At 60.8% G+C, this 15,717-nt stretch carries 12 protein-coding genes, 1 tRNA gene and 1 pseudogene; all 14 read right to left on the bottom strand.

What is annotated here, in order from left to right; all coding sequences use genetic code 11:
* On the bottom strand, positions 1-126 hold a 126-nt coding region (locus WBH99_RS00070), incomplete at its 3' end, for a GTP-binding protein (protein ID WP_424218060.1).
* A 24-nt stretch (positions 127-150) separates the two neighbouring features.
* Positions 151-2,244 (bottom strand): elongation factor G, encoded by a 2,094-nt coding sequence (gene fusA / locus WBH99_RS00065; protein WP_424218059.1) that lies wholly within the window; start codon positions 2,242-2,244, stop codon positions 151-153.
* A 21-nt stretch (positions 2,245-2,265) separates the two neighbouring features.
* Complete coding sequence (gene rpsG / locus WBH99_RS00060; RefSeq protein WP_424218058.1) at positions 2,266-2,736, bottom strand: 30S ribosomal protein S7; 471 nt, start codon at positions 2,734-2,736, stop codon at positions 2,266-2,268.
* Between the two features lie 99 nt (positions 2,737-2,835).
* The gene (gene rpsL, locus WBH99_RS00055; protein WP_424218057.1) at positions 2,836-3,213 is read right to left on the bottom strand and encodes a 30S ribosomal protein S12; all 378 of its coding nucleotides are present in this window, start codon (positions 3,211-3,213) and stop codon (positions 2,836-2,838) included.
* 182 nt (positions 3,214-3,395) lie between these two features.
* Positions 3,396-7,610, bottom strand: coding sequence for a DNA-directed RNA polymerase subunit beta' (gene rpoC, locus WBH99_RS00050; protein ID WP_424218056.1), 4,215 nt, complete (start codon positions 7,608-7,610; stop codon positions 3,396-3,398).
* A 22-nt stretch (positions 7,611-7,632) separates the two neighbouring features.
* Positions 7,633-11,928 carry a DNA-directed RNA polymerase subunit beta gene (gene rpoB, locus WBH99_RS00045; RefSeq protein ID WP_424218055.1) on the bottom strand — a complete coding sequence of 1,432 codons (4,296 nt, stop codon included), beginning with the start codon at positions 11,926-11,928 and terminating at the stop codon, positions 7,633-7,635.
* A 235-nt stretch (positions 11,929-12,163) separates the two neighbouring features.
* On the bottom strand, positions 12,164-12,541 hold the full coding sequence (gene rplL, locus WBH99_RS00040; RefSeq protein ID WP_424218054.1) for a 50S ribosomal protein L7/L12: 378 nt from the start codon (positions 12,539-12,541) through the stop codon (positions 12,164-12,166).
* A 48-nt stretch (positions 12,542-12,589) separates the two neighbouring features.
* Positions 12,590-13,087 (bottom strand): 50S ribosomal protein L10, encoded by a 498-nt coding sequence (gene rplJ / locus WBH99_RS00035; protein ID WP_424218053.1) that lies wholly within the window; start codon positions 13,085-13,087, stop codon positions 12,590-12,592.
* 215 nt (positions 13,088-13,302) lie between these two features.
* Positions 13,303-13,998 carry a 50S ribosomal protein L1 gene (rplA, locus tag WBH99_RS00030; protein WP_424218052.1) on the bottom strand — a complete coding sequence of 232 codons (696 nt, stop codon included), beginning with the start codon at positions 13,996-13,998 and terminating at the stop codon, positions 13,303-13,305.
* 2 nt (positions 13,999-14,000) lie between these two features.
* Positions 14,001-14,432 carry a 50S ribosomal protein L11 gene (gene rplK / locus WBH99_RS00025; RefSeq protein WP_424218051.1) on the bottom strand — a complete coding sequence of 144 codons (432 nt, stop codon included), beginning with the start codon at positions 14,430-14,432 and terminating at the stop codon, positions 14,001-14,003.
* 116 nt (positions 14,433-14,548) lie between these two features.
* Positions 14,549-15,082 carry a transcription termination/antitermination protein NusG gene (gene nusG / locus WBH99_RS00020; RefSeq protein ID WP_424218050.1) on the bottom strand — a complete coding sequence of 178 codons (534 nt, stop codon included), beginning with the start codon at positions 15,080-15,082 and terminating at the stop codon, positions 14,549-14,551.
* Entirely contained in the window at positions 15,079-15,432 is a 354-nt protein-coding gene (secE, locus tag WBH99_RS00015; RefSeq protein WP_424218049.1) for a preprotein translocase subunit SecE, read from the bottom strand. The genes nusG and secE overlap by 4 nt, the downstream gene beginning before the upstream one ends.
* Positions 15,433-15,458: 26 nt before the next feature.
* Positions 15,459-15,534 (bottom strand) — tRNA-Trp (locus tag WBH99_RS00010).
* A gap of 58 nt (positions 15,535-15,592) precedes the next feature.
* A pseudogene (gene tuf, locus WBH99_RS00005) lies at positions 15,593-15,717 on the bottom strand (elongation factor Tu); the annotation flags it as partial.

The following is a 15,717-nucleotide window of genomic DNA, read 5'->3' as shown; positions in this document are numbered from 1 at the left end:
ACCACCAAACTTCTTGGCCAGCACCGTGGCAATCGCTGCCGTCAGGGTGGTCTTGCCGTGGTCGACGTGACCAATCGTGCCCACATTCACGTGCGGCTTCGTACGCGAAAATTTTTCCTTAGCCATCTTCAATATTCTCCAGTTACCTGATTATTTCTTGTTGATCACGGCCTCGGCGACGTTCTTGGGCGCCTCCGAGTAATGTTTGAATTCCATCGAGTAGATCGCGCGGCCCTGGGTCAGCGAACGCAGCTGGGTGGCGTAGCCGAACATTTCGGACAGCGGCACTTCAGCACGCACTTCCTTGGTCCCGCCAGGGAGGTCTTCCATGCCCTGCACGATACCGCGCCGGGAAGAAAGGTCGCCCATCACGTTGCCCATATACTCTTCGGGCGTTTCCACGACCACGGCCATCATCGGTTCGAGCAGCGTCGGCTGAGCCTTCTTCATGCCCTCCTTGAACGCCATGGAGGCCGCCATGCGGAAGGCGTTTTCGTTGGAGTCCACATCGTGGTAGGAACCATCAAACAGGGTGAACTTGATATCAACCACCGGGTAGCCTGCCAGCACACCGCTGGAAATGGAGTCTTGCAGCCCCTTGTCCACCGCAGGAATATATTCACGCGGCACGGTCCCGCCCTTGATGGCGTCCACGAAGGCATAACCCGCACCCGGTTCGTTCGGCTCGATCTTGAGCCAGACGTGGCCATACTGACCGCGACCGCCAGACTGCTTGACGAACTTGCCTTCCTGCTCGACGGCCTTCTTGATGCATTCGCGGTAGGCCACCTGGGGCGCGCCCACGTTGGCTTCCACATTGAATTCACGGCGCATGCGGTCGACGATGATGTCGAGGTGCAGCTCGCCCATCCCGGAAATGATGGTCTGACCGGATTCTTCGTCAGTGCGGACGCGGAAGGAGGGATCTTCTGCAGCCAGACGGCCCAGCGCGATACCCATCTTTTCCTGGTCGGCCTTGGTCTTGGGCTCCACGGCCACGTGAATCACGGGCTCGGGGAAGACCATGCGTTCGAGGATGATCGGCGCATCGGGATCACACAGGGTTTCACCGGTCGTGACTTCCTTCAGACCGACGCAGGCGGCGATGTCGCCCGCCAGCACTTCCTTGATTTCTTCGCGGTTGTTGGCGTGCATCTGCAGGATGCGGCCAATCCGTTCCTTCTTGCCCTTGACGGAGTTGAGCACGGTGGAGCCGGAATTGAGCACGCCGGAATAGACGCGAATGAAGGTCAGCTGGCCGACGAAGGGGTCGGTCATCAGCTTGAAAGCCAGGGCGGAGAACTTCTCGTTGTCGTCGGCCCGGCGGGAGGTGGGCTGATCACGATCGTCAATGCCGGTGACGGGCGGAATATCCACGGGCGAGGGCAGGAACTCGATCACGGCATCCAGCATGCGCTGCACACCCTTGTTCTTGAAGGCGCTGCCGCACAGCATCGGCTGGATTTCACAGGCCAGGGTCCGCGTACGCAGGCCCAGCTTGATCTTGTCCTCGGACAAGTCGCCGTTTTCGAGGTACTCGTTCATCAGCTCTTCTGAAGCCTCGGCCGCCGCTTCGACCATCTGCTCGCGCCAGGATTGCGCCGTTTCCAGCAGATCGGCGGGAATCTCTTCGTAGTTGAACTTCATGCCCTGCGAGGCTTCGTCCCAGATGATGGCCTTCATCTTGCACAGATCCACCACGCCCGTGAAGCCATCTTCGGCGCCAATGGGAATCACGATGGGCACAGGACTGGCCTTCAGGCGGGTCTTCATCTGGTCTACGACCTTGAAGAAATTGGCGCCGGAACGGTCCATCTTGTTGACGAACGCCAGACGGGGCACCTTGTACTTGGTCGCCTGGCGCCACACGGTTTCGGACTGGGGCTGGACGCCACCCACCGCACAGTAAACCATGCAGGCGCCGTCGAGCACCCGCATGGAGCGCTCCACCTCGATGGTGAAGTCCACGTGTCCCGGGGTGTCGATGATGTTGAAGCGATGCTCGGGAAAGCTGTTGTCCATGCCCTTCCAGAAACAGGTGGTGGCGGCGGAAGTGATGGTGATGCCCCGCTCCTGCTCCTGCTCCATCCAGTCCATGGTGGCGGCACCGTCATGCACTTCGCCAATTTTGTGATTGACGCCGGTGTAAAAAAGGATGCGCTCGGTCGTGGTGGTCTTGCCGGCGTCGATGTGAGCGGAGATACCGATATTGCGGTAGCGCTCGATAGGTGTCTTACGTGCCACGATGTAACCTCAGTCGAAGGGTTAGAAGCGGAAGTGAGAGAAGGCCTTGTTGGCTTCTGCCATACGATGCACTTCATCACGCTTCTTGACGGCACCGCCGCGGTTCTCGGAGGCTTCCAGCATTTCAGCCGCCAGACGCAGACCCATGGTCTTTTCGGAGCGCTTGCGGGCGGCTTCACGCAACCAACGCATGGCCAGCGCCATGCGGCGGGCGGGACGCACTTCCACGGGCACCTGATAGTTGGCACCGCCGACGCGGCGGGACTTCACTTCCACCAGAGGCTTGACATTGCCGATGGCAGCCGTGAAAACTTCAAGGGGATCTTTGCCCGCCTTGGTTGTGATCTGGGCAAAGGCACCATAGACGATGCGCTCGGCCACAGACTTCTTGCCGCTTTGCATGATGGCATTGATGAACTTGGAGACATCCTGGCTGCCGAATTTGGGATCGGGCAGGATCTCGCGCTTGGGTACTTCACGACGACGTGGCATGACTTCCTCTCTTTACACGATTCAGTTGAGACTGTGCAAAAGGCCTGCACAAAGCCTCGCGGCCGCCCATCAGGCGGCCACTTACTCAAGCAACCTGGATCAGGCTGCCTTCGGGCGCTTGGCCCCGTACTTGGAACGGGACTGCTTGCGATCTTTCACACCCTGGGTATCCAGGGAACCACGCACGGTGTGGTAGCGCACACCGGGCAAGTCCTTTACCCGGCCGCCGCGGATCAGAACCACGGAGTGCTCCTGCAGGTTATGGCCTTCACCGCCAATGTACGAAATGACCTCGAAACCATTGGTCAGACGCACCTTGCAAACCTTCCGCAGCGCGGAGTTGGGCTTCTTGGGGGTGGTGGTATAAACACGGGTGCAGACGCCACGCTTCTGGGGGCACTTTTCCAGAGCGGGAACCTTGCTCTTGGTAACTTCTGCCTCGCGCGGCTTGCGCACGAGCTGGTTGATGGTAGGCATATAAATCCTCTGGCGGTCAGACCGCCAAACACCGCCGAAGCGATTTGCTTCAGCCATTTTGTTATACAAAACAAAGGCTCTGATTAGCCTCTGCCGACAAAGGACATGGATTCTAAGGCTTGACAAGACCCATGTCAACGAGCCGGACCGGCCCTGTCTTGCAACAGGGCCGGAGGTCGGGATCAGGAAGCCTCTTCCGGGGATTCCACTACGGCAGGCGCCGCGTCGATGATGGGGCGGTCTTCGGCCAGATCCTGACCGCTGGCCTGGGCCTTGCGGGTGCGGTGGTAAGCCAGACCGGTACCTGCCGGAATGAGGCGGCCGACGATGACGTTTTCCTTGAGACCGCGCAACTCGTCCCGCTTGCCCATGATGGCGGCTTCGGTCAGCACCCGGGTGGTTTCCTGGAAGGAAGCGGCCGAGATGAAGGAGTCGGTGGACAAGGAGGCTTTGGTGATCCCCAGCAGCATGTGTTCGAAACTGGCAGGAATCTTGCCTTGGGCCACCATCCGGTCATTCTCGGCAAACAGTTCGGCGCGCTCGACCTGCTCGCTCTTGATGAACCTGGTATCGCCCGGTTCGGTAATGGCCACCCGGCGCAGCATCTGCCGCACGATCACCTCGATATGCTTGTCGTTGATCTTCACGCCTTGCAGGCGATACACATCCTGGACTTCGTCGGTGATGTAGCGGGCCAGTTCCTCGACTCCCTTCAGACGCAGGATGTCGTGCGGATCCTGCTCGCCTTCGACGATGGTTTCACCCTTGTTCACCACCTGGCCGTCATGGACCAGCACATGCTTGTCCTTGGAGATCAGGTATTCATGCGGCACGCCATCCATATCCGTGATGATCAGGCGCTGCTTGCCCTTGGTGTCCTTGCCGAAGGAAACGGTGCCGGTGCATTCCGCCAGGAAGGAAGCATCCTTGGGCGTGCGAGCTTCAAACAGTTCGGCCACGCGCGGCAGGCCGCCGGTGATATCGCGGGTCTTGGCGGATTCCTGGGGAATCTTGGCGAGGATGTCCCCTTCATGCACCTGCTGGCCATCTGCCACGGCGATGATCGAGCCGGTCAAAAAGGCGATGGAGACCGGATGGTCGGAACCGGCGACACGCACTTCCTCACCGTTGGCATCGAGCAGCTTCACCACGGGACGGACCACCCCCTTGGCCGGGGTCTTGCCGCCGCGCTGCTTGGAATCGATCACCACCAGGGTGGAGAGGCCGGTCACATCGTCAATCTGCTTGGCGACGGTGACGCCTTCTTCCACGTTCTCGAACTTCACCGTACCGGCGTATTCGGTCACGATCGGGCGGGCGTGGGGATCCCAGGTCGCCAGCTTGGAACCGGCCTTGAGCACATCACCATCCTCGGGCAGCAAGGTGGCACCATAAGGCACCTTGTGACGTTCCCGCTCACGGCCGGCATCATCGGTGATCAGCAGTTCGCCAGAGCGGGAGATGACGATCTTCTCGCCCTTGGCGTTGGTGACGTAGCGCACGCTGGCGGTAAAGCGCACCACACCGGCAGACTTGGATTCGATCTCGGAAATGGCGGCCGCCCGGGAAGCCGCGCCACCGACGTGGAAGGTCCGCATGGTCAGCTGAGTACCGGGTTCGCCGATGGACTGGGCGGCAATCACACCCACGGCTTCGCCCACATTCACCAGATAGCCGCGCCCCAGGTCGCGGCCATAGCACTTGGCGCACAGACCATAACGGGTGTCGCAGGTGAGCGGCGTGCGCACCTTGACTTCGTCGATGCCGAGCTTGTCCACCAGTTCGACCAGGTCTTCGTCCAGCATGGTGCCGGCGAAGATCACGGTTTCCTGGGTTTCCGGGTCCACCAGGTCATCCACGGTGACGCGGCCCAGGACGCGCTCGCGCAAGGGCTCGATCACCTCGCCGCCTTCCACCAGGGCGCGCACGGTGTAACCGTTGCTGGTACCACAATCATCCTCGGTGATCACCAGATCCTGGGTCACGTCTACCAGACGGCGGGTCAGGTAGCCGGAGTTGGCGGTCTTCAGCGCCGTGTCGGCCAGACCCTTGCGGGCGCCGTGAGTGGAGATGAAGTACTGCAGCACGTTCAGACCTTCGCGGAAGTTGGTCGTGATCGGCGTTTCGATGATGGAGCCGTCTGGCTTGGCCATCAGGCCGCGCATGCCGGCGAGCTGACGGATCTGGGCGGCAGAACCGCGGGCACCGGAGTCGGCCATCATGAAGATGGAGTTGAAGGAATCCTGCTTCACGGTCTTACCGTGCCGATCCACCACTTCTTCGTGGCCGAGCTGCTCCATCATCACCTTGGCCACCTGGTCGCCGGTACGCCCCCAGATGTCCACCACCTTGTTGTAGCGCTCACCCTGGGTCACGAGGCCGTTGGTGTACTGGCGTTCGATTTCCTTCACTTCGGCTTCGGCGGCGGCGATGATCTCGTGCTTCTGGGGCGGCACCTTCATGTCATCGGCGCAGAAGGAGATGCCGGCGCGGGTCGCCAGGGCATACCCGTTCTGCATCAGCTTGTCGGCGAAGATGACGGTTTCACGCAAGCCGCAGCGCCGGAAGGACTCGTCGATCAGCTTCGAGATTTCCTTCTTCTTCAGGGCCTTGTCGATGTTCTTGAAGGGCAGGCCCTTGGGCAGGATCTTCGACAGGAAGGCACGGCCCACCGTGGTGTCGGTACGCACCAGCTTCTCGGTCCATTCGCCTTCCACGGCGCCGGCTTCGTACTGCTTCAGACGCACAGAAACGCGGGTGTGGAGTTCCACTTCCTTGGCCGCCAGGGCCCGCTCCATTTCGGCCACATCGGCAAACATCATGCCTTCTCCCTTGGCGTTGATGCGCTCACGGGTGGCGTAGTACAAACCCAGCACGATGTCTTGCGACGGCACGATGATGGGCTGGCCGTTGGCGGGGGAGAGCACGTTGTTGGAGGCCAGCATCAAGGTGCGGGCTTCCATCTGGGCTTCCAGGGACAAGGGCACGTGCACGGCCATCTGGTCGCCGTCGAAGTCGGCGTTGAAGGCGGAACAGACGAGGGGGTGGAGCTGGATGGCCTTGCCTTCGATCAGGGTCGGCTCGAAGGCCTGGATGCCCAGACGGTGCAGGGTCGGCGCCCGGTTGAGCATGACCGGATGTTCGCGGATCACGTCCTCGAGGATGTCCCACACCACGGGCTCCTGGATTTCCACCATCTTTTTGGCTTGCTTGATGGTGGTGGCCAGGCCCAGGACTTCCAGCTTGTGAAAGATGAAGGGTTTGAACAGTTCCAGGGCCATGAGCTTGGGCAGACCGCACTGGTGCAGCTTCAACTGGGGGCCCACGACGATCACGGAACGGCCGGAATAGTCGACGCGCTTGCCGAGCAGGTTCTGGCGGAAACGGCCGCCCTTGCCCTTGATCATGTCGGCCAGGGATTTGAGCGGACGCTTGTTGGCGCCGGTCATGGCCTTGCCGCGCCGGCCGTTGTCGAGCAGGGAGTCCACCGCTTCTTGCAGCATGCGCTTTTCGTTGCGCACGATGATGTCGGGCGCCTTCAATTCCAGCAGACGCTTCAGCCGGTTGTTGCGGTTGATGACGCGGCGGTACAGGTCATTCAAGTCGGAGGTGGCAAAACGGCCGCCGTCCAGGGGCACCAGGGGGCGCAGGTCCGGCGGCAGCACGGGCAGCACTTCCAGCACCATCCAGTCGGGCTTGATGCCGGACTTCTGGAAGGCTTCCAGCACCTTCAGGCGCTTGGCCATCTTCTTGTTCTTGGTCTCGGAAGTGGTGACCTCCAGTTCCGCATGCAGCCGCTCGGCTTCGCCATCCAGATCCAGATTGCGCAGCAGATCACGGATGCCTTCCGCCCCCATCAAGGCCACGAATTCGTCGCCGTGCTCTTCCATCATCTCGATGTACTGCTCTTCGGTGAGCAGCTGGCCGCGTTGCAGGTTGGAGACCATGCCGGGCTCCACCACCACGAAGGCTTCGAAATACAGGACCCGCTCGATATCGCGCAGGGTCATGTCGAGCACCATGCCGAGGCGGCTCGGCAGGGACTTCAGGAACCAGATGTGGGCGACGGGCGAAGCCAGTTCGATGTGGCCCATGCGCTCGCGGCGCACCTTGGCCAGGGTCACTTCCACGCCGCACTTCTCGCAGATCACCCCGCGGTGCTTCAAGCGCTTGTACTTGCCGCACAGGCACTCGTAGTCCTTGATGGGCCCGAAGATCTTGGAACAGAACAAGCCATCGCGCTCGGGCTTGAAAGTCCGGTAGTTGATGGTTTCCGGCTTCTTGACTTCACCAAAGGACCAGGAACGGATCTTCTCGGGCGAGGCGAGCCCGATGGTAATCGCGTCGAATTCCTCTTCCTGCGTAACCTGCTTGAACAGATCGAGCAATGCTTTCATCGTTTCACTCCTTGGCCCTGAATCAGTAACGTTCCAGATCGATGTCAATTGCCAGCGACCGGATTTCCTTGACCAGCACGTTGAAGGATTCCGGCATGCCGGCATCGATCCTGTGCTCGCCCTTGACGATATTTTCGTACACCTTGGTACGGCCGTTCACGTCATCGGACTTCACGGTCAGCATTTCCTGCAATACGTAAGCGGCGCCGTAGGCCTCCAGCGCCCAGACTTCCATTTCCCCGAAGCGCTGACCGCCGAACTGGGCCTTGCCCCCCAGCGGCTGCTGGGTCACCAGGCTGTAGGGGCCGGTGGAACGGGCGTGCATCTTGTCATCCACCAGGTGGTGCAGCTTCAGGTAGTGCATGTAACCCACCGTAACCGCGCGCTCGAAGGCTTCGCCAGTGCGGCCGTCGAAGAGTTGAACCTGGCCGCTGCTGGGCAGACCGGCGAGCTCCAGCATGTACTTGATTTCCTCTTCCTTGGCCCCGTCGAACACCGGGGTGGCAAACGGCACACCGGCGGTCAGGTTCTCGGCCAGTTCCAGGATTTCGCCCTCATCGAGGGAATCCAGGTTCTCCGGCTTGCCCTTGACGTTATAGATCTTGTCCAGGAAATCACGCACTTCTCCGGCGCTGGCTTCCTTCCTGAGCATGGCGCCGATCTTCTCGCCCAGGCCTTTGGCGGCCCAGCCGAGGTGGACTTCGAGAATCTGGCCGACGTTCATGCGGGATGGCACACCCAGGGGATTGAGCACGATATCCACGGGACGACCGTCAGCCATGTGCGGCATGTCTTCCACCGGCACGATGCGGGAAACCACCCCCTTGTTGCCGTGCCGGCCGGCCATCTTGTCGCCGGGCTGCAGGCGACGCTTCACGGCCACATAGACCTTGACCATCTTTTGCACGCCGGGCGGCAGTTCGTCGCCCTGGGTCAGCTTCTTGCGCTTGGCTTCGAAGGCTTCATCGAAGGCTTTGCGGGTCTGTTCCAGGCCGTCGCGGATCTGCTCGAGCTGCTGGGCCAGTTCGTCGTCGGCGACACGGATGTCGAACCAGTGGTGCGGCTCCAGGCCGTCCAGGTATTCCTTGTTGATCTCGCTGCCCTTGGCCAGGCGCTTGGGACCGCCGTTGGCCTTCTTGCCCAGGATCAGACGCTCGACCCGGGCAAAGGCGTCGCGCTCCACGATCCGCATCTGGTCGGCCAGATCCAGCTTGTAGCCGCGCAGGTGGTCGTCGATGATGGACTGGGCACGCTTGTCGCGTTCGATGCCTTCGCGGGTGAACACCTGCACGTCAATGACCGTACCGGCGATGCCGGCGGGCACGCGCAGGGAGGTGTCCTTCACGTCGGAAGCCTTCTCGCCGAAGATGGCGCGCAGCAGCTTTTCTTCAGGCGTCAGCTGGGTTTCACCCTTGGGCGTGACCTTGCCGACCAGCACGTCACCGGCTTCGACTTCGGCCCCGATGTACACGATGCCGGAGTCATCGAGCCGACCCAGCTGGGCTTCGCCCAGGGAGGCGATGTCGCGGGTGATTTCTTCCGGGCCGAGCTTGGTATCGCGGGCCACGACCGTCAGTTCTTCGATGTGGATCGAAGTGTAGCGATCCTCGGCCACGACCCGTTCGGAAATCAGGATCGAGTCTTCGTAGTTGTAGCCGTTCCAGGGCATGAAGGCGATCAGCATGTTCTGGCCGAGGGCCAGTTCGCCCTTGTCGGTCGAGGCGCCATCGGCCACCACGTCGCCGCGGGCAATCCGGTCGCCCACCTTCACCAGGGGACGCTGGTTGATGTTGGTGTTCTGGTTGGAGCGGGTGTATTTCACCAGGTTGTAGATGTCCACCCCGACTTCGCCCGCCAGGGCCTCATCATCATTGACGCGCACCACGACCCGGCCTGCATCCACGTAATCCACCAGACCGCCGCGCAGGGCGATCACGGCAGTGCCGGAGTCCACCGCCACGGTGCGTTCGATGCCGGTGCCGACCAGGGGCTTCTCGGGACGCAGGCAGGGCACGGCCTGGCGCTGCATGTTGGCCCCCATCAAGGCACGGTTGGCGTCGTCGTGTTCCAGGAAGGGGATCAGGGAAGCGGCCACCGAAACGATCTGGCCGGGCGCCACGTCCATGTACTGGACCCGTGCCGGCTCGGCCAGGATGGTTTCGCCTTTCTCGCGGCAGGTCACCAACTCGTCGGTCAGGCGGTTGCCCTCACCCAGGGAGGCATTGGCCTGGGCGATCACATAAGCACCTTCTTCGATCGCGGACAGGAATTCGATCTGGTCGGTCACCTGGCTGTCCACCACCTTGCGGTAGGCGGTTTCGATAAAGCCGTAGTCATTCACCCGGGCGTACAGGGCCAGGGAGTTGATCAGGCCGATGTTCGGACCTTCCGGAGTTTCGATCGGGCAGACGCGGCCATAGTGGGTGGGGTGCACGTCACGCACTTCGAAGCCGGCGCGTTCGCGGGTCAGACCGCCGGGGCCCAGGGCGGAAACGCGCCGCTTGTGGGTGATCTCGGAGAGCGGGTTGGTCTGGTCCATGAACTGGGACAACTGGCTGGAGCCGAAGAATTCCTTGATCGCGGCGCTGATGGATTTGGCGTTGATCAGATCGTGCGGCATCAGATTTTCGGATTCCGCCTGGTTCAGGCGTTCCTTGACGGCGCGCTCGACGCGCACGAGGCCGGCGCGGAACTGGTTCTCGGCCAGCTCACCGACGGAGCGGACGCGCCGGTTGCCGAGGTGATCGATGTCGTCGATGTCGCCACGGCCATTGCGCAGTTCCACGAGAATCTTGATGACTTCAACGATGTCGCATGGTGACAAGGTCATCTGGGCGCGCACTTCCACATGGCCGCCCACGGGCTTGAGCCTGGCAGCCAGCGCCTCGGCGGCTTCCTTGGTCAGATTCTCGGCAATGGCGCGAGGGCCAAAGGGCAGTTGGGAGACGATTTCCTGGATACGGCTCAGGGGCAGCCCGGCGGCTTCGGCCAGATTCTTGAGAGCCGCTTCAGCCCGCGACTGCAGGCTGTTGACCATCACCTTGTATTCGATGACGTCGGCGCGACCCAGGCGGCGGTTGAACTTCATCCGCCCGACCCGGGACAGGTCGTAGCGTTCATCGGAATAGAACAGCCCGTGGAACAGGATTTCCACGGCTTCCTCGGTAGGAGGCTCGCCCGGGCGCATCATGCGGTAGATGGCAACGCGGGCAGCCTGCTTCGAGGCGGTGTCGTCGCCGCGCAGGGTCTGGGAAATGAAGGCACCGCGGTCCAGGTCGTTGGTGTAGAGGGTCTTGATCTCCCCTACCCCGGCTTCCATCAGCTTGGCCAAGAGCGCCTCGGTGATTTCCTCGTTGGCGGCAGCCAGGATTTCTCCGGTTTCCTTGTCGACCACGGGCTCGCCAATCACGCGCCCCAGGATGAAATCCTCGGGTACGCTCAGCTGATGCAGGTTGGCGGCCTGCATGTCGCGGATGTGCTTCACGGTGATGCGCTTGTCCTTGGCGACGATCACCTTGCCATCGGGACCGACCACGTCGAAACGGGCCATTTCGCCGCGCAGGCGCTCGGGCACGACCTCGAACTCGATGCCGTTTCTGGAAATGTGGAAGGTATCGAATTCGAAGAATTCGGCCAGGATCTGCTCGGCCGTCATGCCCAGGGCCATCAGCAAGGTGGTGACGGGCATCTTGCGGCGGCGGTCCACACGGAAGAACAGGGTGTCCTTGGGGTCGAATTCGAAATCGAGCCAGGAACCCCGGTAGGGAATGATGCGGGCCGAGAACAGCAGTTTGCCGGAAGAATGGGTCTTGCCCCGGTCATGCTCGAAAAAGACGCCGGGCGAACGGTGCAGCTGGGAAACGATGACCCGCTCGGTGCCGTTGATGACAAAGGAGCCGTTGGTGGTCATGAGCGGAATCTCGCCCATGTACACTTCTTGTTCCTTGACTTCCTTGATGGTTTCGGGCGACTCCCGGTCGAGGATCACCAGTCGCACCTTGGCGCGCAGGGAGGACGCGAAGGTCAGACCACGCTGATGGCACTCCTTGACATCGAAGGCGGGCTCACCCAGGGCGAAGCTGACAAACTCCAGACGGGCGTTTCCGGAATGGGACACGATCGGGAAGATGGAGGTGAAAGCCGACTGAAGGCCCTCATTCTTCCGCTGTGCGGCAGGCACTTCTGCCTGGAGGAAATCGGAAAAAGACGCCAGCTGAGTCGCCAGCAGGTAAGGAACGTCAAGTACGTTCTCCCGCTTGGCAAAGCTCTTGCGAATGCGCTTTTTCTCGGTATAGGAGTAGGAGGAGGTAGAACTCATGGTCGCTCCGAAATCAAAGGACGGAAACGGTTAGGCCGAAACAACCGGCACAAAAAAGACAGAAACAGGCAAACGCAAGCTCACTCGCTCCGCCGTAGCAAAGAAGAGTCGTGCTTGCGTTTGCCGTTAGTGCGCTGATGGTTATCTCGCTGTCTCAAACTCAAAAAGCTGGCTGAATAACTAAGCAGAAAAGGGCTGACGGCAATCACCGTCAGCCCGGATGACATCCAGTCGATTACTTCAGTTCAACCTTGGCACCTGCATCTTCCAGCTGCTTCTTCAGGGCTTCAGCATCAGCCTTGGAGATGCCTTCCTTGACAGGCCTGGGAGCGCCATCCACCACGTCCTTGGCTTCCTTCAGGCCCAGGCCGGTGGCTGCGCGCACCACCTTGATGACTTCAACCTTCTTGTCGCCCGCGCCGGTCAGGATCACCGAGAATTCGGTCTGTTCTTCAGCAGCAGCAGCGGCACCGCCACCCGCACCGGGAGCGGCCACGGCCAGGGAAGCCGCGGAAACGCCGAACTTTTCTTCAAATGCCTTGACCAGGTCATTGAGTTCCATGACGGTCATGGCGCCTACGGCTTCGAGGATGTCGTCTTTAGAGATAGCCATTTAAATAACTCCTAAATCAATTCTGTAGCAATGAGGGATGAACGCAGGTCAAGCCGCGGCTTCTTCGCGCTGCTTGGCCAGGGCGGCCACGGCACCGGCAAAGCCGGAGACGGGGGCCTGCATGACACCCAGCAGTCTGGCGAGCAGTTCTTCGCGGCTGGGGATGGAAGCCAGGGCTTGTACGCCTGCCTTGTCCAGCACCTTGCCGGCATAGGAACCAGCCTTGATGACCAGCTTGTCGTTGGTTTTTGCAAAATCGTGCAGCACCTTGGCGGCCGACACCGGATCCTTGGAAAGGCTATAGATCAGGGGACCTACCATCTGGTCAGCCAGCTCTGCGAACGGAGTCCCCGCCACAGCACGACGCACCAGGGTGTTTTTCAGCACGCGCAGATACACGCCAGATTCGCGGGCCTTCTTGCGCAGCGCAGTGAGGTGACCCACTTCAATGCCACGATATTCGGCGAGCGCAATTGTCTGGGCAGTGGCTACTCGTGCCGACACCTCAGCCACAACGGCTTTTTTGTCTTCGAGATTGAGACCCACAGGTCTTTCCTCCTTTCAAGTCAGAATAGGGTGAAAAAATTTTCACCCCGCTTACGGCGACCTGAACCAGGAGCGTACCGGACCCAAATCCGGTGAATCATCCTTGTTCCGGGCACACCGTCTGCGCAGGCAGTCAGCGATTAAGCCCTTGCGGGCACCTGCGGTCTTTGACGATCCGCAGGTCCACCTTGCGGCAGACCTGCAGCCCAAAGTCTTCATGCAACCAGGCTGGCCTGATCGACGCGCACGCCAGGACCCATGGTGCTGGCCACGGCGATCTTGCGCAGATACTGCCCCTTGCTGCTGGCCGGCTTGGCCTTGTTCAGGGCTTCGATCAGGGCGCGCAGGTTTTCTTCCAGCTTTTCAACCGGGAAGGAAGCGCGTCCGATGGTGGCGTGAACGATGCCGCCCTTGTCGGTACGATATTGAACCTGACCGGCCTTGGCATTCTTGACGCCCGTGGTGACGTCCATGGTCACGGTCCCCACCTTGGGGTTGGGCATCAGCCCACGCGGCCCCAGAATCTGGCCCAGCTGACCGACGATCCGCATGGCATCGGGGGTGGCGATGACGATGTCGAAATTCAGGTTACCGGCCTTGACCTGCTCGGCCAGATCCTCAAAACCCACCACATCCGCACCGGCAGCCTTGGCCGCCTCGGCCTTGTCACCCTGGGCAAACACGGCGACGCGCACGGTCTTGCCGGTCCCGGCCGGCAGCACGACGGAGCCGCGCACCAGCTGGTCGGATTTACGTGCATCGATCCCCAGATTCACGGCGACGTCGATGGATTCATCAAACTTGGCAGTCGCGGTTTCCTTGGCCAGGGCCAGCGCCTCGGCGACAGGATAGGGCTTCTGGGGAACAACCTTGCCCGCCAGGGCTTTTTGTTTCTTGGTGAGCTTGGCCATGATTACAGACCCTCCACAGTGATACCCATGCTGCGGGCGGAACCGGCGATGGTGCGCACGGCAGCCTCCATGTCGGCAGCCGTGAGGTCAGGCATTTTGGTGGTGGCGATTTCTTCGCACTGGGCACGCGTGATCTTGCCCACCTTGTCGGTATGGGGCTTGGCAGAACCGGACTTGATGCCGGCGGCCTTCTTGATCAGGATCGTGGCGGGGGGCGTCTTCATCACGAAGGTGAAGGACTTGTCCGCATAGGCGGTGATCACGACAGGAATCGGCAGACCCGGTTCCATGCCCTGAGTCTGGGCATTGAAGGCCTTGCAGAATTCCATGATGTTCAGACCGCGCTGACCCAGGGCGGGGCCGATCGGGGGCGAGGGATTCGCCTTCCCGGCGGGCACTTGCAGCTTGACGTAGCCGACGATTTTCTTGGCCATATTGGCTCCTTTGAAAGTGAGTGATAGCGCGCTTCCGGACTTGCCGCCCTACTGACGCTCCTCTTGCCGGAATCAAGGCTCCCGGCTGGCCTGAAAAATTCTCAGCCCTTCAATTCTCAGCCCTTCTCGACCTGGGAGAATTCCAGTTCGACGGGGGTAGCGCGACCGAAGATGCTGACGGAGACGCGCAATCGGCTCTTTTCGTAATTGACATCCTCGACGGTGCCATGGAAATCGGCAAAGGGACCTTCCTTGACCCGCACCACTTCGCCAGTCTCGAACAGCACTTTTGGACGTGGTTTTTCAACGCCGTCCTGCATCTGCTGCATGATCTTCTCGACTTCCTTGTCGGAAATCGGCGCCGGGCGATTCGCCGTCCCGCCGACGAAGCCGGTCACCTTGGGCGTGTTCTTCACCAGGTGCCAGGAGTCGTCATTCATCTCCATTTCGACCAGCACATAGCCGGGAAAGAACTTGCGTTCCGTGATGGATTTCTGCCCATTCTTCATTTCCACGACTTCTTCCACGGGCACGAGGATGCGACCGAACAATTCCTGCATGCCCGAACGCTCGATGCGCTCCTGCAAGGCGCGCATGACGCTCTTTTCAAAGCCGGAATAGGCATGCACTACATACCAGCGCTTGCTCATGATTTCTTCCAGCCCAGAATCAAGTCATACATGACCCATTCCAGGCTCTTGTCAGTTAAGTACAGAAACACCGCCATCACGACCACAAAACCAAAAACGATGGCCGTGGTCTGCACCGTTTCCTTGCGGCTGGGCCAGACGACCTTGCGCGTCTCCAGGATGGATTCCCGGCAGAGCACCTCGAAACGCTGCCCGGCCCCGGTCTTCCAGAACACCAGCGCACCCGCCAGCAGGCCCGCCATGACAGCCAGTATCTGCAACACCAAAGCCTGCCCCGAGAGCAGGTAGAATCCGGCCACACCCGCCGCCACCAATAGCAGCGCCAGCGCAAACTTGATCTTGTCGGCCATGTTTTAGATTTTTCCCAACGCGGAAATGGCAGGGGCGGAGGGAATCGAACCCCCGACCTACGGTTTTGGAAACCGTTGCTCTACCAATTGAGCTACACCCCTGCAGCAGAGACTACAAGGCGCCCAAAAGAGGGCGCCCTGCACTTACAACCAGAACGGATTACTCGATGATCTTGGAGACGACGCCGGCGCCCACGGTGCGGCCGCCTTCACGGATGGCGAAACGCAGGCCTTCTTCCATGGCGATCGGGCAGATCAGTTTCACGGTGATGGAGACGTTGTCGC

The organism is Azovibrio sp. (assembly GCF_049658005.1).
Classification (GTDB): domain Bacteria; phylum Pseudomonadota; class Gammaproteobacteria; order Burkholderiales; family Rhodocyclaceae; genus Azovibrio.
The sequence above is the reverse complement of the archived record's forward strand: the minus strand, read 5'-3'. Positions and strand labels throughout refer to the sequence as shown.